The sequence below is a fragment of the Arcobacter sp. genome (genome assembly GCF_050300555.1).
In the GTDB taxonomy this organism is placed as follows: domain Bacteria; phylum Campylobacterota; class Campylobacteria; order Campylobacterales; family Arcobacteraceae; genus Arcobacter.
The window spans coordinates 123,840-143,066 of the sequence record NZ_JBNKXY010000007.1 but is presented as its reverse complement, the minus strand read 5'-3'; the positions used below and the strand labels follow the sequence as shown (position 1 = coordinate 143,066).

Sequence of the window (19,227 nt, the reverse complement as noted above, 5' to 3'; positions counted from 1 at the left end):
GCGATTATTCGCTACTACAAAGTATATCTGTAATTTTTTCTGAGTTAATACAGAAGTTTCCATTTTTTTCTATTAGAAATAAATCCCTTACCCTTGTTTTTGTTGATGAGAGTTTTGCACTCTCAATTTCAACATTAAAATCATCAAAAATTTTAGTAATATAAGCTAATAAACCTTTTTGATTTAAGGCATTTACTTTCATACTGGCAAGATAAGAAGTGTGGTTACAATCAATTTCAATCTCACTTTTTAGTATGGTAGGTTGTTTTACATTAACTTTTTTATTCATATCAAATGAAGAGTTAATAATATCTTCAATATATAAAATATCACCTTCTGCTACTTTTTCAGTAAAGGTAATTTCAAAACATTTTTTATCATCAAAAAGTTTGAAAATATTCATAGTTGAGATATCTAAAAATTCTAATCTTCCCAATAAATAACCAAGATTGAGTGGTATTTTTCTAATAATTCTTATGGTTAAACATGTATCATTTAATATTTTATAAGTATAAGTTTCAATATCTTTTGCCTTAATAGCTAAATCTAAAATATCAGAAGCTTTTAATTGTAAAAATATTTGATTTGATGATATATAGGTGATTTTTTTCTTAAAAATTTCTGGCAATTCCATATATTGTTTTAGTTTTTTAATACTATTGATTTTTGCAATTCTTCTTGAACTTTCAGTTAGAAGAGTTGTATTTTCAAAGGCATATAAAGTTTGATTGTATAACTCTTTAAGAAGTGAAGCAGTTGAACTTTTATAAACACCTTTACCAACTGCAGAAATGTCAGCATATGTTAAAACAAATAGCATATCAAGAAACTTTTTATTTTTAACTAATCCAGCAAAATTCCTAATAACTTTTTCAGAATAAATATCTTCACTTGTTGCTACCACACTCATCATATTATGGTATCTAATTAGTTTAGCAATAGTTTGAATATGTTCAGATTTAAAGTCAAGACCATTTGCCATATTTCTAAATAGTTTTTCTCCAGATATATGATGGTCAGTATTTCTTCCTTTTCCTACATCATGGAAAAAAGTGGCTATTTTTACTAAAGATTGTTCTGTAATATCAAAAGAATCATATAACTCTTTTACCAATACATCTTTTATATCTGTTAAATGTTTTAATGTTTTTATTGAATGTACATCAACAGGAAGTTCATGATAACCATCAAATTGAGGTTGATTTATAATCTTTTTAGTAATTGGGAATATTGTTTGAAATATTCTTGCATTGTACAATAATTTTATAATTGGATATAAAGACTCTTTAAATAGAAGTCTTTTTAATAATTGTTTGTGCTCTTTTGTTTGTTTTGGAGGTAAAATTGTTCTACTTGCATAATAAACATAAGATTGATCAAATCTTTCCACCTCAGGAGGAAGAGAAATAAGTTCCTTTAAAAAGTTTGATAATGTTTTTGGTTTATTGAAATAAGAAGTATAAATCTTACCTTCGTAAATAAAAAGGTTTTTAGCAAATCTATGTTTTCTAACTAAACCGTAATTTTGATTTTTAAACTCAATAGCTCTAGCAAATTTTTTAGTTAATATATTTGTAAAAAAGTGAATATTATGAAGCGATTCAAAGATTTTACTCATTGCTTGAGACTCTTTAGTTTTTCTTTGTGTATGTTTAAATCCAAGTTTAGTACTAAGTTCAGGCAAAATATCAAAATTAACAGTATCAAGTTTTTTCTTAGCAATATTGTGTAGATGGTTTCTTACTTGAAAAATATATTCTAAAGATGTTCTATATTTTTTGTACTCTTCTTCTGAAAACTCTTTATCCATAAGATATTTTAATTTTGAAACTCCAAATACGATATTTGCAATCCAAAAAACCATATTGGCTTCTCTCATACCACCATATCCATCTTTAATATTTGGTTCCATTTTTAATGGATATTTTAATAATCTATCTTTGTGCTCTTGTTTCTTTTCTAACACAAATGCAAGTTGGTCTGTTTTTCTGATTCTTGTTAAAACATTTTCAAAACCAAACCAAAGATGTTTTGAACCATAAATTAATCTTGATTCAATTAGGGCAGTTTTAATTGTAATATCTTCTTTTACACTATCAGCCACATCTTTTAGTTCATGTACTCTAGAACCTAGTTTTAATCCACAATCCCAAGCTAAAGTGATAAACTCTTGGATAATATCTTTTATATTATATCCCTTGACATCTTCATAAAGTATCATTAAATCTATGTCAGAATAGATACAAAGTTGCTCTCTTCCATAAGAACCCAAAGCAACTAAAGAAATAGGAATGGCTGTACTCATTGGTTGATATGAACCAAAGTTTTTTCGTAGAATATATTTGTAAAGGGAGATTAAAAATCTATCTGTACTTTTTGTATGTTTTACAAAGAAGTCTTTACCTCCATTTGTATCAATACTTGTATCAATTGATTCAACATACTCTTTTATATACTTTTTAAATACCTTAGAAATTTGGAAGTCATCTGCGCATTTTTCAATGAGTTCTTCCACTTCAATATTCATACTTGTAATCATATTAAATCTTTGTGCATCTCTAATTTTTTTCTTAGTGTTATTCTATTTAGGCCAAGATTTTTAGCCATTTGAACTTGTGATTTATATTTTTTTTGTGAAGCTCTAAGAAGTGGTGCTTCAAAAAGATATACAAAATCTCTATAAGCATTTTCACCTTCCATATTGTCTAAGATATAGTTTTCTAAAAGCATCATAATTTCATTTTCACCTATTGATTCAAATAGATATGAAAAGTAAATTGATTTTCTTAAACTATAAGCATTTTCACTGGTATTTACTATAAGTTTTGATGGTTTTTCTTTTATTCCTAAAATATCACCTGCTTCTTTAGCAAATTTATTTGCTAAAGGTTTTATATCTTCTTTTCTCGTATCTAATGGTGGAATATTTATTGTAATAGAAAATAAATCAGATAATTTTTCATTTAAATCATCTCTTTTTGCTGTTGCAATAACTTTTATTGAATTATTTTCAACCCAATTTATAAATAAATCAATATTAGTAATCTCATCAATATTTTCAATAATAACTGTACAATTAGAAATAGAAATTACATTATCTGAAATATCATTTTGTAGTGCTTTTGCACTATATATATTTGAATCTTGTGTAATGTATTTTGCTAAACTTTTTTTTCCAACACCTCTTTGACCTGTTATTAATGCGTTAATATCCAAAGATTTAAGAAGCTCTGCTGAGTTTTTTATCTCTTTTGCTGTTTCTGAAATAGCTATAAATTCTTGCATATTTTCCCTCTATATTTTGTATATATAGTATACAATTATTTATATTTTTTTGAAGTTAAATAAATAAAAATTGATAGGGCAACAATAATAAAAGATATACCTGATATCAAATAAAGAGCATTTATCATTTCAGTATAATTCTCTATAGCAATTTTAAATACAACCATTAAACCTTCAATAGATAAAGCAATAATAATAGTAATTAAAAATTTTATTACCATTCTTGTATCAACCTTTGAATTTCTTGAATAGGATTTAAAAAAGACTTCTTGTTCTAATATTGTTTTTGCTAAATCAAAGATTGCAATACCAAGGGTTAGGGCAATGATTGGTTTAAAAATTGCGTCAAGAGTAAAGTCATTATGTACAATTATACTTGTGAAAAAACCTCCCAATGAATATATAATAATAAAAACAGATAATAAAACCATAGAAAAACCAGCTAAACCATAAAATATTTTAGTTAAAGTATGAAATGGTTTATTTAACTCTATTAACTCTAATCTTTCCAATAAAGTTTCAATTTTAAAATCTAAGAAAATTATAAAATCTTCCTCTTTTATTGTAAGAGTTATACAATTACTTCTTGTGGCACTACTTATATATGGGGAAGAAAATGCAATAGATTTGTCTTTGAAATGTAATTTTTCCAATATATAAGAACGACTTTCTCCCATTGCAGTTTCATCTGTTTTATTTCTGTAATAATTAGCAGAATTTTGGATTTTCGTATCTTTATCAACTGTATAAACTAATTCTAGTGATGGGAATACAGAAAAAAGATTACTGTATTTGTTAGCTTCCGAATCTTTTAATTTCCCTAAATTGTGAATACTATTAATAATAAAGTCTTCGATTTTTTCCTTATTAAGCTCATATATGCTTAAAAACTCTTCCATAATATTTCCTTTTTATAAACTGTATATATTGTAACATTTTAACGGAAATTTAAAAAAAATCCAATTGTATATTAATTATACAGATTAAGTCTAGCGAAAGTTTATTATTTATTTTATAATTTCTTATATCAATTTTAAAAAGGAAAAAAATGGAAAATTTTGCTGATGTAAAATATGTTCTTGATGGGTTCTTATTTATTATAATGGGAGTCCTAGTAATGTGGATGGCAGCTGGGTTTGCTATGTTGGAAGCTGGTTTAACTAGATCTAAAAATAATGCAACAGTATTAACAAAAAACCTTGCTTTATTTGCAATTTCTTGTATTATGTATTATTTTATTGGTTACAACTTAATGTATGGAGAAGGTGGAGCTATCATGGGAAGCTTCTCAACAATAAGCATGGAAACTGCTGCTGATGCTTCTTATCCTGCTGCTGCTGACTTCTTCTTCCAAGTAGTGTTTGTTGCAACTGCTGCTTCTGTAATTTCTGGTTCAATTGCTGAAAGAATGAAGTTATGGCCATTTTTAATCTTCGTTGTTGTATTAAGTGGTATTATTTATCCATTACAAGGTCACTGGACATGGGGTGGAAGTGAATTAGGTGGTATTATCGCTGGATTCTCTGATTTTGCTGGTTCAACTATTGTTCACTCAGTTGGTGGATGGGCTGCTTTAGCTGGTGTTCTAATTCTTGGAGCTAGAAAAGGTAAGTATGGTAAAGATGGTGGAGTTAGACCAATTCCAGGTTCAAACTTAACTTTAGCTACACTTGGTACATTCATTTTATGGATGGGATGGTTTGGATTTAATGGTGGAAGTCAATTAGCATTAGGTTCAAAAGGTGATATCGATGGAATTGCTTTAGTTATTGCTGATACAAATATGGCTGCAGCAGCGGGTGCTGTAATGGCTGCAATTTTAACTCAACTTATCTATAAAAAAGTTGATTTAACTATGGTATTAAATGGTGCTTTAGCAGGACTTGTATCTTGTACTGCAGGACCAGATTTAGGAATGATGGTTGCATTTATTGAAGGTATTGTTGGTGGTGCTTTAGTTGTATTTGCAGTTCCTATGTTTGATAAAATGAAAATTGATGATCCAGTTGGTGCTTTATCTGTTCACTTAGTTGCAGGTATTTGGGGAACTTTAGCTGTAGGTATCTTTAATCCAGAAGTTACAATTATGGCACAACTTAAAGGTATAGTTGTTATTGGAGCATTTGTTTTCATAGCTTCATTTATTGTATGGAAAATTTTAGACCTAATTGTAGGATTAAGAGTAAGTGAAGAGATTGAAGTTCAAGGTTTAGATATTCATGAAACTGGACTTGAAACTTATCCAGAGTTTAAAAGAGCGTAAGTGGTAATAAAAGAGTAAGTTTTCTTACTCTTTTAAAGAGATATATTTTTTTGAAATATTACTAAAAGGAATAAAGAATGAAAAAAATCGAAGCAATTATCAAGCCTTTTAAACTTGAAGATGTAAAAGAGGCTTTAGTTGAAAGTGGTGTTACAGGTATGACTGTAACAGATGTAAAAGGTTATGGAAGACAACAAGGTCACTCTGAATTATATAGAGGTGCTGAGTATATTGTTGATTTTCTAGCTAAAATTAAAATAGAATTGATTGTAAATGATGAAGATGTTGATAAAACAATAGCAACAATTTCAGATGCAGCTAAAACAGGGAAAATCGGTGATGGTAAAATTTTCGTTACACCTATTGAAAATGTAGTGAGAATCAGAACTGGTGAAACTGGTAGCGAAGCAGTTTAGTCTTATAAAAAGGTAATATTTATCTTATCTTTTCTTTAAAAAACAAAGAGTGTTATTTTATAAACACTCTTTTGTTTTGTATATTTACTATACAAATTATGCTCTTCTTCTAAAAAATACACAAAAATTATGTATAAAAAACATCCATTGAAATAAATCAAAAATAGACCATATAATATATAATTATCCAAACTTAATAAAAAAGGATAAGTATGGATTCAAATATAGCTTATGTAATTGATACCTTTTTTGCACTTTTTGCAATGACTTTAATTATTTTCATGGTTCCAGGGTTTGCAATGCTAGAGGCTGGACTTGTAAGAACCAAAAATGTTAGTGCCGTATTAATGGTAAATACAATGATATATGCTGTAGCATCATTGGCATTTTTATTGGTAGGTTATTCTATTGCTTTTGGTGATTTTGGAAGTGATAGTATGAGTAAGTGGGCTGCATTTTTATTTCAAATGGCATTTGTTGGTAAGGTTATTAATATTATGTCAGGGGGAGTTAGTGAAAGAGCAAAGGTTTTACCTCTTGGAATATTTACTATTGTAATGGGAGCATTAATTTATCCAACAATTGTTAACTGGTCATGGGGAAGTGATATGTTAGCTGAAACTATTTTTGACTTAACAATGTATGATTTGGCAGGTTCAACTGTGATTCATAGTACTGGTGGTTGGGCTTTATTAGCTGCAATAATTATTATTGGTGCACGACGTGGAAGATATCCAACAGAGGGTGGAGTAAGAGTAATTCCAGCTTCAAATATTCCTTTAGTTACTCTTGGTGCATTTCTTTTATGGATTGGTTGGTTTGGATTCAATGGAGGAAGTGTTGGTTCTATTTCATCAAAAGAGAGTGCAGATGCAGTTGCTTTAACAATAATGAATACAAATACAGCAGGTTTAGCAGGAGCAATCTTAGTAGGAATATATATGTATTTTAGATATAAAAAACTAGATATTACTATGGTATTAAATGGTGCATTAGGTGGATTGGTTGCAATAACAGCTGGTCCAGATTTATATGATATTTATACTCCTATATTAATTGGTTCAGTAGGTGGAGTTTTAGTTATATTTGGAGTTAGTTTTTTCGATAAGCTAAAACTTGATGATCCTGTTGGAGCTTTATCTGTTCACTTATTAAATGGTATTTGGGGAACATTAGCAGTTGGTATTTTTGCATCAAATGGTGATAATATAACACTACTAGGACAAGTAAAAGGTATAGTAGTTGTTGGTGTTTTTGCATTTGTAACATCATTTGTAGTTTTATATATCATTAATAAGTTGGTTCCTCTAAGAGCAGAAAAAGATGAGGAAATGCAAGGATTGGATGTGGAAGAGTGTGGACTTGAAGCATATCCAGAGTTTAAACGAGCATTTTAAAGCTATATATAATCTGTAAATTTTGGTGTTAATTATAGAGATTAGATTTATTTAAACATATTTTGTTAAAATAGTATAATCAAAAAAAGGATTAAAATTGAAAAAAATTGAAGCAATTATCAAACCATTTAAATTGGAAGATGTAAAAGAAGCATTAACTGAAGCTGGAATAACTGGTATGACAGTTTCTGATGTAAAAGGTTATGGAAGACAACAAGGTCACTCAGAGCTTTATAGAGGTGCTGAGTATGTGGTAGATTTTTTACCAAAAATCAAAGTAGAATTAATTGTTGCTAATAAAGATGTTGATTCAACAATTAATTTAATCACGGAAGCTGCAAAAACAGGAAAAATTGGTGATGGTAAAATATTTGTTTCTCCAGTTGAAAAAGTTGTAAGAATTAGAACTGGTGAGGAAGATGAGGAAGCTATTTAGTGAGTAAAGAAATAGTACTTAACTCACCTTTAGATATGCATCTTCACCTAAGAGATGGTGAGATGTTAAAATTAGTTGGTCCTTTAACTTCAAAAACTTTTGCAGGTGCATTGGTTATGCCTAACTTAGTGCCACCTGTAACAACAAAAGAGGCTTTATTATCTTATAAAAATAGAATTAAAGAGGCTTGCAAAGATGATGATTTTGAACCTTTAATGACTTTGTTTTTTCAAGAGTATTCAAGGGAATTTTTAGAAGATATAAAAGATGAAATAATTGGAATAAAGTTATATCCTGCTGGAATTACAACAAATTCTGAAAATGGAGTTGCAGCAATTGATGCTGAAAGTTTACGACCAACTTTAGAAGCTATGAGTGATTTTGATATTCCTTTGTGTATTCATGGTGAAACTAATGGTTTTGTTATGGATAGGGAAAAAGAGTTTATGCCAGTATATGAAGGCTTGGCAAAAGCTTTTCCAAAATTAAAAATTATCATGGAGCATATTACTACAAAAGATGCAGTAGAGTTAGTTGAAAAATATGATAATTTATTTGCAACTATTACTTTACATCATTTGATTATAACTTTGGATGATGTAGCAGGTGGAATGTTACAACCACATCTATTTTGTAAACCTATTGCAAAAAGATATGAAGATAGGGATGCTTTACTTAAAGTAGCTTTAGAGGCTAATCCAAAGGTTATGTTTGGTTCTGACTCTGCTCCACATCCTAAACATAAAAAAGAGTCTTGTGGTTGTGCTGCAGGAGTTTTTACCTCTCCTATTGCTTTACAAGTTTTAGTTGAGCTTTTTGAGAAGCATGACAAATTGGATAATTTGAATGCTTTTTTAAGTTTAAATGCTCAAAAGATTTATAATTTTAAACCATTAACTAAAGATATTACATTAGTTAAAAAAGAGTTTATAGTGCCTAATATATATGAAGGTTTTGGTGAGAATGTTGTGCCAATGTATAATAATCAAAAACTTTTTTGGAGCATAAAGTAAGAGACTTAATCGTCTCTTTCTGATAAGAGTTGATTGATTTTATCTTGTGTTTCTTTAGCTTTTTGAATTCTATCCTCTCTCATAACTCTTAAAGTTTCTAACGTTTCCATTTTCTCATGGTCTATATTAGATTTTAATTGTATGGCTTTTCTATTATTTGATAATCCACTAATAGCTAAAAATTTCTCTTTTTTATTTATATAAACTTTTGCAGTTGCTGAGGTTGAATTCTTATTAAATACAATTACATCACCCTCTTTTAAATCTAATATTTCTGAAGTTTTTAAAAATGTTTCAGCCATAACTGCTTCAATATTCATTTTTGCACCTGAAATCAGAGTGGTAATATCTTTTTTTCTACTAGCTTTTTTATTTCTACCTTCTGCAAAGATTTTTGTAACAATCTTATTTAAAAGTGTTTCTATATAAGAAATAGGATAACAAATTGATAAAAATCCTGATTCTTCATCAATTGTAAACTCTAATACTACAAGTAAAACAATTTCGTGATCAGAAATAATTTGAATGGCATTTGCATTTGTATCTCTTGATTCTATTCTAAAATTAAGAGTTGTAATTTCATCCCAAGCTTTATATAAATGAGAAACTATTAATTTATAAAAGTGGTCAAATATCTCTACTTCGATTTCTGTTAATTCTCTATCTAAATTGTCAGTTGAAGCAACTGATCCACTTCCTAATAGTTCAGCAATAATTTTATGTGAAATTCCTGGGTTACACTCAATTACTATTCTTCCATCTAAAGGTCTAATAGATAAAGTATTTAGTGAAGTTAATTGAGGAATAGAAAGAATAAACTCACCATAAGTCATTTGTTCTATTGAATATAATTTTATATCAACAATTTTTCTAAGCATTGCTGATAAATCAGTTATTAAATCCCTTAGCATTTTATCATGAAGGGTTGAAAATGCCTTAAATTGTTCATTTGAAATACGATTTGGTTTTTTAAAGTCATAAATAGAGTAGTTTTTTTCTTTTGATATTATAGGTTCATCGACTGTTTTGTCAATGTCTTCACCTTGTTCGGCTATATCTAAAAGAGCATCAATTTCATCTTGACTTAAAAATTCTGCCATTTATTATCCTCTAATCTCTAGTTCAACATCAAGAGCACCTAACTCTTTTATTAATTTAAGGGTTTCTATTATGTCTTTCATTGGTAATTTCATTACTTTCATTGCTCTAACTAAATCAGAAACTTTTGGTAAACCTTTTGTATTTATCATTGTATTATCTAAATCAACTACAGGCTTATCAGCTATTACAATATCATCACCTATATTCATTCCTTTATTTACTTCTACATTATCCCATTGTTCTTTATTTAAATCCGTTTGTTTTATTCTAAGAATAAAGTTCTCTTTTGAAACTGTAACTGGTCCTATTACTATATCATTTCCAGAAATAATCATTTCTCTATTTACATCAATAATAATTCTTTTTTTGAAAGAAGAGTCTAATTGTATATCTTCAATCATAGAAATAAATCTAACCATTGACATTTCATTATCTGGTTTATTGACTTCAATAGTTCTTGTATCATAAGCAAATGCAATTTTTTTACCAAATAGTGCGTTTATTTTTCTTTGTATCATATCTGCATCACTTGCAGAAGCTTTAATTAAGCTAAGGGTTAGATTTTTTTCATCTTTTAATGTAAATGGTATCTCATTTTCAATAATTGCACCTTCATAAATCATACCTGTTGTTTCATTATCTTTATTAGCAACAATAGTACCTTGTGCAAGACCATAAACATTACCATCTACACCTTTTAATTGAGTTAATAATAATTCACCATTATTTATTGATTTTGCATCACCAATGGCAGAAATTTTTACTTTTATTTTATCACCTTGTCTTGCAAAAGCAGGAAGAGCAGCAGTTACCATAACTGCTGCAATATTTTTTGATTTGATTGAAGAAGTTGGAATTTTTATGTAAGAGTTTCTAAGTAAGTTTTGTAAACTTTGCATAGTAAAAGTTGATTTATCGCCAGTGCCTGCTAGTCCAACAACTAAACCATAACCTAAAAGTTGATTCTCTCTAATACCAACAATGTTTGCTATATCTTTTATTGTTTGTGCGTATATAGATGTAAATAAGAAAAAAAATAACAAAATATATTTCAAATAGTTTACCTCGTATAAATATTGATAAATTTTATCTAAATTTATATAAATTTTAGATATCATCAATGAAAATTAAATTAGGGTTATCTTTGAATATTTATATTTATGGCAGTCAAAACTTTAAAAAAGATATTAAAGATGAATTAAATAGATCTCATATTGATTTTAAATTGGGAGATAAAGGTTTAATTCAAGAGGTTCAAGCATTAAGTACCTTAAAAGAATTGATTGAGGATAACAGTGATGATATCTTTTTAATTGATGACGCTAAGATTATAAAAGAGAATTTAATAAATTCTAAAATCAAATTTTTAAAACCTAAAGATGGAATAGAACAAGAGTATCTAAAAAACAAAGGGATTGAAGATTTTAGTGTTGATTCAATTTCTGATATTTCAAAACATATTCTTAAAAAGATGAAAGATTTAGGGATATATGATGATGAAGACTTTGATGAGACAACAGAAATTCATGACTCCATAACAAATATCGTAAATGATGCTTATAATAGTGATGAAGATGATGAATATGAATTAAGTGATGACTTAAAAGAGTTATTGTCATCTGATAATATTGAAAAAGAAGAGTTTTCTAATGAGTATGATGAAGTTTCAGAAGAAGAATCTTTATTGAGGTTCAAAGAAGTTGAAGAGATAGAAAAAGATGAACTTTCTTTTGATGAAGAAATTAGTAAAACTGAAAAAATGATTGATGAGGAACCTATTATTAATGATGAACCAAAAGAGAGTTTTGAATCAATTACTTCAATTGAAGAGATGGACGAATTGATAAATTTTGAAGATATAACATCACTAGATGATTTAACAGAAGATGATATTTTATCTGCTTTAAGTGGAGAAGATATTAAGCCAAGAGTTGCTAAAAAAATAGAAAATAAAGCAAATGAAATGAGTATAAAACTTGATAATCCAAATGATATTAAAGAGTTTTTAACTAAGTTACTAGAAAGTAAAGCATTAGAAATTACAGTAAAGATTAAAGAATGAACATGGATTTAATGGGCATAGCCCAAAGTACAGTAAAAATAATTCTTTTATTAGCCTTACCATCATTACTTGTAAGTATGGTTATTGGACTTTTAATATCGGTATTTCAAGCTGTAACTCAAATCTCTGATGCTGCATTGGCTTTTGTTCCTAAAGTTATTTTTGTATCTGTTTTTATATTAATTTCTTTACCATGGATTGGAGATAATGTAAGTACTTATACAAAAGAGTTATGGGATATGATTTTGGTATTTGGTAAAAATGGATGATTCAAAAACTTCATAATCTAAAAAAATCACAAACTGATCAAAAATTAATGTATAAAGCAGAAATTTTAAATTCAGTGGCTGCTTTTGATGAACAGATTAATGATTTAAAAAGAAATATTAATACATCAACTGTTGATAGATATGGAGCAATTTCAGATTTTAAGATTTTGGAAATACATAAAGAAACTTTGAGAATTCAAGCAAGAAAATTAGAGTCTCAAAGAAATTTTTTACTTACAAAAATAGATAAATTAGATAGAGAAATTGTTGAACTTCAAAAAGAAACTGAACAATATGCGTATTTACTACAAGAACAAAAAAAAGAGCTATATAAAAAAATATTAGTTGCAGAAGAAGAACAAGCAAGTGAATTTATACAAAGTAAATATATTGCTGGATAAGGATTTTTATTGAATAGATTATTTTTTATATTTTTAGTTTTAGGAACATATGTTTTTGCACAAGAGACAGCAGGTACTTTTATAAAAGAAAAAAAAGAAATTATGGTTTTAAAACAAGAATTAAATAAATTTTATACATTAAAAGAAGATGAGTATAAAAAAAGAAAACAAGAACTAGAAGCAATAATGGCAAAAATAAAACTAGAAAAAAAACAAATACAAGAAATTTATGATAAAAATCAGACTACATTAAAAGATATTAAAGGAGAAGTTGTAAGTAAAACTGCTAAGATTTACAATTCAATGAAACCAAAAAATGCAGCTGAAATATTTAATAAAATGATAGATGATGGAAAAATTGAAGATGTTTTTGATATAATTTTGAAATTAAAAGAGGCAAAAGTTACCCAAATAATGAAATCTATGACGGTTAAAAATGCTTCTAAAATAACTGAAAGACTTAAAAATTATACAGTTGTAGATGATAGTAAGAAAGGAAAATAATGGCTGAAGAAGAAGTGGCAGAACAACCAAAAAAAAGTGGTGGAAAAGGTTTGATGATAGTGCTCGTGGCACTAATTGTTGTATTATTATTAGCAGTTATTGGTGGTGGGTTCTTCTTATATTCACAAGGTGTTTTTTCTCCACAAGAAGCTGGAAAACAAACTGAAACAGTTAAAAAAGAAGAGAGTAATTCAGGCGATAGATTTAAAGCTGCAATTAATGATTTAGTATTAAATATTACTAATGCAAAAGGAAGAGAGAAATTAATGAAACTCTCTTTTACATTAAAAAGTAGTGATCCAGGTATTGAAGCAATAGTTGAAGCGTATAAAGCTGAAATAGTTGATGTAGTAATCTCTCAAATTAGTGCTAGAAGTTCAGAAGAACTTTTAACTGTAGGTGGTAAAGCTTTATTAAAAGATGAATTGATTGATGAAATTAATAAAGTTTTAAATGATGCAACAGCAGGAAATTCTGATATACAAAAAAATAGTATTAAAGATATTTTATTTACAACCTTTGTTATAAAGTAGTATAAAAATGATAGTAACAGTAAAAAATAGTGGACCTAAAAATTATGTAATAAAGATTATTTCAATAGTTGCATTAGTTACTATGTTTACTGCATACTATTTTCACATGAGCGATGAATTTTCTTCAAATGAAGTTTCTTTGGAAAAAATAAGCAAACAAAATATAGAAGAGATGAAAAAAGAGGAATCTAAAAGAGTAGAAAAGTTGATTTTTAAAGAGGTAGAAACTGCTGTTGATTTGGTCGGACAAGAGTATATCCAAGATGTAAAAATTGTAAAAAACAAAATACTCTTAGTGTGTGATACAAGTGCGAATCTTGATGCTTTAAAAGTTAGATATGGAACTTTAGCCTTAATTAAAAATGATTTAAATAATGTAAAAATAGCAATAGATATAAAATATATAATTGAAAGTAAATATAATGAAAATTAGATATTTTTTTGTACTGCCACTTACTTTTTTGTTAAATTCATGTACAAGTACAACTCCTGAAATAACATTTGAAAAACCACCTGCACAAGTATTAAAACCACAACCTGTTTTACAGTATAATAAAGGTTCTTTGTATTCAAGAAAGGGTCCTTCTTTATTCGCTGATAAAAAAGATTTACAAGTTGGTGATATAATACAAGTTGTTATAAATGAAGCATTATCTTCAAATAGTAGTAATAAAAGAGAACTTACAAATAAAAGTTCAGAGTCAATGGGTGGTGGATTAGTAACTCCTGCTACAGGAAATAATTTACCATTAAATTCTACTGTTCAATCTGTAGCCAATAAAATTAATAGTTTTGGTGGTGTTCAATTTAATTCAAATAGTGATAGTTCCTTTAAAGGGAAAGTAAATGCTACTGCTGATGAATCTTTTTCTACGACACTTTCTGTTATAATAGAAGAAACATATCAAAATGGTAATTATTATATTAAAGGCTCAAAAGAGATGTTAATAGATGAACAGAAGCAAGAAATCATAATTTCGGGGGTTATAAGACCTTATGATATTAGTCCAGATAATTCTATTAACTCTTCTCAAATAGCAAATTTGAAGGTTATGTACAAAAAAGATGGTGAAGAACAAGATGTTATGCACGAACCATGGGGTACAAAACTGCTAAAATTGCTCTGGCCTTTCTAATTTAATCTAACATTAAGAATTGTAATGTAATAATTAGGGATATTATCCCAAAGGAAGGTTCAAATGCTTAATTCATTAAATGTAGCACAATCTGGCTTGGCGGCTGCTAGAATTTCTGTTGAAAATACAATGAATAATATCTCAAATGCGAACACTGAGGGATATAAAAAAAGAGTTGTAGAAACAAGTGAAATGGCACACTCTGATGATAGACTTTGGGGAAGAGGTGTATCTGTTGATGATACTATTAGAATCTCTAGTCAATATCTATATGACAATATTATAAAACAAAATAGTAAAGAAAATTATCAATCACAGTTATCATTTATGTTAGAAAATATTGAATCAATTTTCCAAGAAACTGATGAAGCTGGTTTATCCCTTGACTTAGATAAATATTTTCAAAGTATAGAGAGTCTAAGAGCGAATCCTAATAATGAAGTTTATAAAAATGATTTAAAATTGAGCGGACAACTAATAGTAGATGGTTTAAATCGTTTATATGAAGGAATTGAAGATCAAGAAAAAGTATTTCAGCAGGCGTTAGAAGCTAATATAAATGATGTTAATTTAATGCTAAATGATATTGGTAATATTAATAGAAAAATAAATGAGCAAGGTTTTGCTTCAAATGATTTACTTGATAAAAGAGATTTATTAGAAAAACAATTATCTGATTATGTTGATGTTACTGTAAATAGAGATAACAATGGAGTTTATGAATTAAAAATTGGTGGTGAAATTGCTATTTCTAATACAACTGTAGCAGAATTATCTCTTGGTCAAGAATACACAGAACAAATAGATAGATATGTAACTGATACAGGTAGTAAAAGTAATATATTAACTTCAACTGATGTTTTTGATCAAGAAGATGTAATTACGTTTGAGTTAGATAATCAACATTCTGTAAGTGTAGAATATGGTGAAACTATGCTTTTTGACCTTGATGGTGATGGTACAGAAGATATAGTAAAAGTTGATGAAACCAATTATGTAAGAGCTTTAGTTCATAAAATTAATACAAATATTGACTTAGCTACAAAAGTAAAAGCTTTTAATGGTAATTATGGAATTGATGAAAAAGGTAATAAATTTACTACTGATAGTCAAGATAAGTTTTTAGTAATAGAAGCAAAAGTTCCAGGTACAGATGGTAAATTTGATAGTAGGGTTATATTTACAGAAGAGGCTTATTCAACAAATGAAGCTACATATACAGTTAATCCTTCTATAAATAGTAACCCTGTTACAATACAAAGTAAGTTTGCAACCGATGGTTTAAGTTTAACTCACTCAATTGATTTAGGAGCTCCAAGTGCTGGAGAAGTTTTTGATATAGATTTATCAAATAACTATGGAACTTCTGGAACAGTTACATTAACTAATGGTGTAACTTATAATGCTGCAACAAATAAATTAACTGTTCCTGCTGGGGTTGAATCTTTTACAATCACAGTTGATTCAATTGAACAGGCAACTGGAACTTTACCATATGGAACTGGTACTGCTGAATCTTCTATTGCATTATTCGGAAAAACACAAGAATATACTCTATCTTTAACAGGTACAAGTAATACAATTACTTCAGTACTTAATGTAGTAAATGATGGAAAAGATGTAACACAAGATTATAAAATATCTACATCTACTACCAACACAAATAATATAGTTAGTGCCATACCAAATGTAAATGAAATTACAGGTGCTGCACAAGCAAGTGGGACACTTCAAGTTAGTTCAATAAAAAGTTTGGCTGCAGTTGATGGCAGTTCAATTACACATACGGTGAATTTAAAAACAGCAACAACTAATACACAAGTTATGAAAATATCCTTTAGTGATGATACAGGAAGTTATTTTGATCAAACTCCTGTATTTGTTCCTGATAATGTAACATATGATATTGAAACTGGACAAATAACTATTCCAGCAGGTATTAGTAGTTTTACATTCACAACTCCAACAAATGAATTAGCTGATGTAAATACTGACCAAACATATAGTTTTTCTATAACTGATAATGCTGCAGCAAGTGGTTCTCAACCTGTTACAATGACATCAACTCTTGTAATAAATAATAAAGAAGGTCAAACTTCTCGTTCTATTTACAAACAAGAAGTAAGAAGTGCTTCAGCAACAAATGCAATTACTGTAAATACTTATGATGAACCAATAAATATCACAAGTGGAAAAATTAAGGCTATTATTGAAAACTTGGTTACAGATTCTGGAAAAAATATATTTGATGAGTACAAAAAGTCTTTAGATGATTTTGCAAAAACATTTGTTGATATAACATCAAGTTACATAAAAAATAATGATGGAACTTATATTAATGGTGAAATAGCAACAGATAATAATATAGAAATAGCTGATGATATTGACTTATTTAGTGGTTCTAGTGTAAGAACAATGAAGTTTAATGCTTCAGTAGTTGGTAATATGAAACAAAAAGATTATGATTACTTGGCTACACATCAATGGAAAGAAGATATATCATTTTTGGGATTTGGACAGGATAAAAATAATGAGTTAGTTGCAAATGATAGTGAAGTAAGTTCATTGTCCCAATTTTTACAAAAAATAAGAACAACTGTTTCAAAAGATAAAGAGAGCAATGATTTTGTTCTTGAAACACAAAAAGCGGTTGTGGAGTCATTACAAAATACTTATGATTTAAAAACAAAAGTAGATAATGATGAAGAGATGATAAATTTAATGAAATTTCAAGCAGCATATTCTGCAAATGCAAAAATGATAACTACTGTAGATGAGATGTTACAAACATTGCTTGGACTCAAAAGATAAGGAATAAATTATGGCTGAAGGTGTATTAGGATTAGGAACAGGGCAAGCTACTACATTAAATCAAGAATTAATTGATAAATTAAAAGCTGCAGAGAGAAAGGCAAGTGTTGAACCAATTGAAACAAGCATTTCAAATTGGGATTTAGAGAGTGTAAAAGTTTCAGAAATAAAATTACAAACACAAGATTTATTAAATGCAATTAAACCTTTTGACTTATTTGTTACAGGTGGAGTAAATGCTTTTGAAAGTAAAAGTGCAACTACTACAGGTGATTCTGTAACCTTTGACGCAGTTGATGCAGGTGGATTAAATACTGGGACAACTACAGCAAATATATCACAACTTGCACAAAGGGATGTATATCAAACATCAACATTTTCTGATAAAGATGCTGTTATATCTTCTACTTCTGGAACAATGTTAGTTATAAATGGTGTAGAATTTTCAACTTTAAATAAATCATATCAAGAATTGGCAGATGAAATAAATATTAATTCAAAATTTAATGCTTCTGTTGAAACGGTTGGAACAAACTCTTTTAGATTGGTAATCAAAAGTGAAAAATCTGGAACAGATAATGCTTTAAGTATCACAGAAACAGGCATAAATTTAGGACTTAATGAATTTTTATCTGATACAACTATTGCTTCTGGAACAGTTCCTGCTATTGGTCTAACTTTAACATTAAATGGAACAAGTTTTACAACTAATGGTGTTGAAAATTATAGTGAATTTGTATCTAGAATTAATGCAGATTCTAATTTTGATGCGTCAATAAATGCTGATGGAAAAATATCAATAAGAAGAAGTGATGGAACTCCTTTAGAAGTTACAAATGACAACTTAGGTTTAAGTTTAAAAAATAATAATCATACTCTTACTGCACAAAATTTACTAGCAAAAATTGATGGAGTTGATTATGATGTATCTTCAAATCTTATAACAGTTGATGGTGGTTTAAAAATAACTGCAGTTAAAATTGGTGAATCATCAATTTCAATTGAAAAGGATACAACAGGTATTACAACACTGTTTAAGGATTTTATTGATAAATATAACACTTTGTTAGAGTCTATTGATACAGAACTTTATTCCGCTGATTCTAAAATTGAGGATAGAACAACTTTAAGAAGTATATTATCTGAAATAAAAGATCAGATGTTTGGGACTTATGGAACAAACTCAAACTTAAATTTATTTAGTTATGGGTTGTCTTTAGATAAAAGTGGTTCATTATCATTGGATGAATCAGTATTTAACACGGCAATAGATGAAGATTTTGATAATTTAAAAGATTTATTTATTGGAACTGCAGAAAAAGAGGGATTTGGGACACAACTAAAAACTGTGCTAGATAATATGGATGGTATTGATGGACTTATTACTTCTTATGAAGATAATATGACTTCTCGTAAAAAGTCTCTTGATTCAGATTTAACAAAAGCAACGGAAGATTTAGATTCTAAATATTCTCAATTGTCTCAACAATTTGCAGACTATGGAACGATTATTAGTAGATTTAATGCACAATTTGCCAGCCTAGAAATGATGATAAAACAATCGATTTCTAATTAGTTTAAGCTTTAATATAATATACTC

The 19,227-nt window shown here is 28.2% G+C and carries 19 protein-coding genes; 14 read left to right on the top strand and 5 right to left on the bottom strand.

What is annotated here, in order from left to right:
- Positions 1-4 precede the first annotated feature (4 nt).
- The 3 genes from ACQY5W_RS07230 to ACQY5W_RS07220 are packed head-to-tail and all read right to left on the bottom strand — an operon-like array spanning position 5 to position 4,184.
- A complete protein-coding gene (locus ACQY5W_RS07230; RefSeq protein ID WP_428024286.1) occupies positions 5-2,539 on the bottom strand; it encodes an HD domain-containing protein in 2,535 nt (844 codons plus the stop codon).
- The gene (locus ACQY5W_RS07225) at positions 2,536-3,285 is read right to left on the bottom strand and encodes a sigma 54-interacting transcriptional regulator (RefSeq protein ID WP_428024285.1); all 750 of its coding nucleotides are present in this window, start codon (positions 3,283-3,285) and stop codon (positions 2,536-2,538) included. The genes ACQY5W_RS07230 and ACQY5W_RS07225 overlap by 4 nt, the downstream gene beginning before the upstream one ends.
- A 35-nt stretch (positions 3,286-3,320) precedes the next feature.
- On the bottom strand, positions 3,321-4,184 hold the full coding sequence (locus ACQY5W_RS07220) for a hypothetical protein (protein ID WP_428024284.1): 864 nt from the start codon (positions 4,182-4,184) through the stop codon (positions 3,321-3,323).
- A gap of 149 nt (positions 4,185-4,333) precedes the next feature.
- On the opposite strand from ACQY5W_RS07220, the gene ACQY5W_RS07215 reads away from it, so the two are divergent.
- The 5 genes from ACQY5W_RS07215 to pyrC all read left to right on the top strand — a co-directional run bounded on the left by ACQY5W_RS07215 (position 4,334) and on the right by pyrC (position 8,810).
- Positions 4,334-5,548, top strand: a complete 1,215-nt coding sequence (locus tag ACQY5W_RS07215) for an ammonium transporter (RefSeq protein ID WP_428024283.1) — start codon at positions 4,334-4,336, stop codon at positions 5,546-5,548.
- A gap of 77 nt (positions 5,549-5,625) precedes the next feature.
- A complete protein-coding gene (locus ACQY5W_RS07210; protein WP_013136679.1) occupies positions 5,626-5,964 on the top strand; it encodes a P-II family nitrogen regulator in 339 nt (112 codons plus the stop codon).
- A gap of 212 nt (positions 5,965-6,176) precedes the next feature.
- Positions 6,177-7,361 (top strand): ammonium transporter, encoded by a 1,185-nt coding sequence (locus ACQY5W_RS07205; RefSeq protein WP_428024282.1) that lies wholly within the window; start codon positions 6,177-6,179, stop codon positions 7,359-7,361.
- A gap of 97 nt (positions 7,362-7,458) precedes the next feature.
- Positions 7,459-7,797: a P-II family nitrogen regulator gene (locus ACQY5W_RS07200; RefSeq protein ID WP_428024281.1), complete on the top strand. Its 339-nt coding sequence runs from the start codon at positions 7,459-7,461 to the stop codon at positions 7,795-7,797.
- On the top strand, positions 7,797-8,810 hold the full coding sequence (pyrC, locus tag ACQY5W_RS07195; RefSeq protein ID WP_428024280.1) for a dihydroorotase: 1,014 nt from the start codon (positions 7,797-7,799) through the stop codon (positions 8,808-8,810). The genes ACQY5W_RS07200 and pyrC overlap by 1 nt, the downstream gene beginning before the upstream one ends.
- Before the next feature lie 5 nt (positions 8,811-8,815).
- On the opposite strand, the gene fliM is transcribed toward pyrC, so the two are convergent.
- Positions 8,816-9,910, bottom strand: a complete 1,095-nt coding sequence (gene fliM, locus ACQY5W_RS07190; RefSeq protein ID WP_428024279.1) for a flagellar motor switch protein FliM — start codon at positions 9,908-9,910, stop codon at positions 8,816-8,818.
- A gap of 3 nt (positions 9,911-9,913) precedes the next feature.
- Complete coding sequence (locus tag ACQY5W_RS07185; RefSeq protein ID WP_428024278.1) at positions 9,914-10,966, bottom strand: flagellar basal body P-ring protein FlgI; 1,053 nt, start codon at positions 10,964-10,966, stop codon at positions 9,914-9,916.
- Positions 10,967-11,055: 89 nt separating this feature from the next.
- On the opposite strand from ACQY5W_RS07185, the gene ACQY5W_RS07180 reads away from it, so the two are divergent.
- The 9 genes from ACQY5W_RS07180 (at position 11,056) to fliD (ending at position 19,203) form a co-directional block, all read left to right on the top strand.
- Positions 11,056-11,973, top strand: coding sequence for a hypothetical protein (locus ACQY5W_RS07180; protein ID WP_428024277.1), 918 nt, complete (start codon positions 11,056-11,058; stop codon positions 11,971-11,973).
- Positions 11,974-11,975: 2 nt separating this feature from the next.
- Positions 11,976-12,242, top strand: coding sequence for a flagellar biosynthetic protein FliQ (locus tag ACQY5W_RS07175; protein ID WP_428024276.1), 267 nt, complete (start codon positions 11,976-11,978; stop codon positions 12,240-12,242).
- Positions 12,239-12,643, top strand: coding sequence for a hypothetical protein (locus tag ACQY5W_RS07170; protein ID WP_428024275.1), 405 nt, complete (start codon positions 12,239-12,241; stop codon positions 12,641-12,643). The genes ACQY5W_RS07175 and ACQY5W_RS07170 overlap by 4 nt, the downstream gene beginning before the upstream one ends.
- 9 nt (positions 12,644-12,652) lie before the next feature.
- Complete coding sequence (locus ACQY5W_RS07165; protein ID WP_428024274.1) at positions 12,653-13,147, top strand: MotE family protein; 495 nt, start codon at positions 12,653-12,655, stop codon at positions 13,145-13,147.
- Positions 13,147-13,680, top strand: a complete 534-nt coding sequence (locus ACQY5W_RS07160; protein ID WP_428024273.1) for a flagellar basal body-associated FliL family protein — start codon at positions 13,147-13,149, stop codon at positions 13,678-13,680. Before ACQY5W_RS07165 ends, ACQY5W_RS07160 begins: the two co-directional genes overlap by 1 nt.
- Before the next feature lie 7 nt (positions 13,681-13,687).
- Entirely contained in the window at positions 13,688-14,113 is a 426-nt protein-coding gene (locus ACQY5W_RS07155) for a hypothetical protein (protein WP_428024272.1), read from the top strand.
- Positions 14,103-14,816, top strand: a complete 714-nt coding sequence (locus tag ACQY5W_RS07150; RefSeq protein ID WP_428024271.1) for a flagellar basal body L-ring protein FlgH — start codon at positions 14,103-14,105, stop codon at positions 14,814-14,816. Before ACQY5W_RS07155 ends, ACQY5W_RS07150 begins: the two co-directional genes overlap by 11 nt.
- Before the next feature lie 63 nt (positions 14,817-14,879).
- Entirely contained in the window at positions 14,880-17,627 is a 2,748-nt protein-coding gene (locus tag ACQY5W_RS07145; protein ID WP_428024270.1) for a FlgK family flagellar hook-associated protein, read from the top strand.
- 10 nt (positions 17,628-17,637) lie between these two features.
- The gene (gene fliD, locus ACQY5W_RS07140) at positions 17,638-19,203 is read left to right on the top strand and encodes a flagellar filament capping protein FliD (protein ID WP_428024269.1); all 1,566 of its coding nucleotides are present in this window, start codon (positions 17,638-17,640) and stop codon (positions 19,201-19,203) included.
- Positions 19,204-19,227 lie beyond the last annotated feature (24 nt).

Bases quoted from the DNA above. Each gene is read 5' to 3' on its own strand.
- ACQY5W_RS07230 (WP_428024286.1), bottom strand. From the start codon at position 2,539: ATGATTACAAGTATGAATATTGAAGTGGAAGAACTCATTGAAAAATGC.
- ACQY5W_RS07225 (WP_428024285.1), bottom strand. From the start codon at position 3,285: ATGCAAGAATTTATAGCTATTTCAGAAACAGCAAAAGAGATAAAAAAC.
- ACQY5W_RS07220 (WP_428024284.1), bottom strand. From the start codon at position 4,184: ATGGAAGAGTTTTTAAGCATATATGAGCTTAATAAGGAAAAAATCGAA.
- ACQY5W_RS07215 (WP_428024283.1), top strand. From the start codon at position 4,334: ATGGAAAATTTTGCTGATGTAAAATATGTTCTTGATGGGTTCTTATTT.
- ACQY5W_RS07210 (WP_013136679.1), top strand. From the start codon at position 5,626: ATGAAAAAAATCGAAGCAATTATCAAGCCTTTTAAACTTGAAGATGTA.
- ACQY5W_RS07205 (WP_428024282.1), top strand. From the start codon at position 6,177: ATGGATTCAAATATAGCTTATGTAATTGATACCTTTTTTGCACTTTTT.
- fliM (WP_428024279.1), bottom strand. From the start codon at position 9,910: ATGGCAGAATTTTTAAGTCAAGATGAAATTGATGCTCTTTTAGATATA.
- ACQY5W_RS07175 (WP_428024276.1), top strand. From the start codon at position 11,976: ATGGATTTAATGGGCATAGCCCAAAGTACAGTAAAAATAATTCTTTTA.
- ACQY5W_RS07170 (WP_428024275.1), top strand. From the start codon at position 12,239: ATGATTCAAAAACTTCATAATCTAAAAAAATCACAAACTGATCAAAAA.
- ACQY5W_RS07160 (WP_428024273.1), top strand. From the start codon at position 13,147: ATGGCTGAAGAAGAAGTGGCAGAACAACCAAAAAAAAGTGGTGGAAAA.
- ACQY5W_RS07155 (WP_428024272.1), top strand. From the start codon at position 13,688: ATGATAGTAACAGTAAAAAATAGTGGACCTAAAAATTATGTAATAAAG.
- ACQY5W_RS07150 (WP_428024271.1), top strand. From the start codon at position 14,103: ATGAAAATTAGATATTTTTTTGTACTGCCACTTACTTTTTTGTTAAAT.
- ACQY5W_RS07145 (WP_428024270.1), top strand. From the start codon at position 14,880: ATGCTTAATTCATTAAATGTAGCACAATCTGGCTTGGCGGCTGCTAGA.
- fliD (WP_428024269.1), top strand. From the start codon at position 17,638: ATGGCTGAAGGTGTATTAGGATTAGGAACAGGGCAAGCTACTACATTA.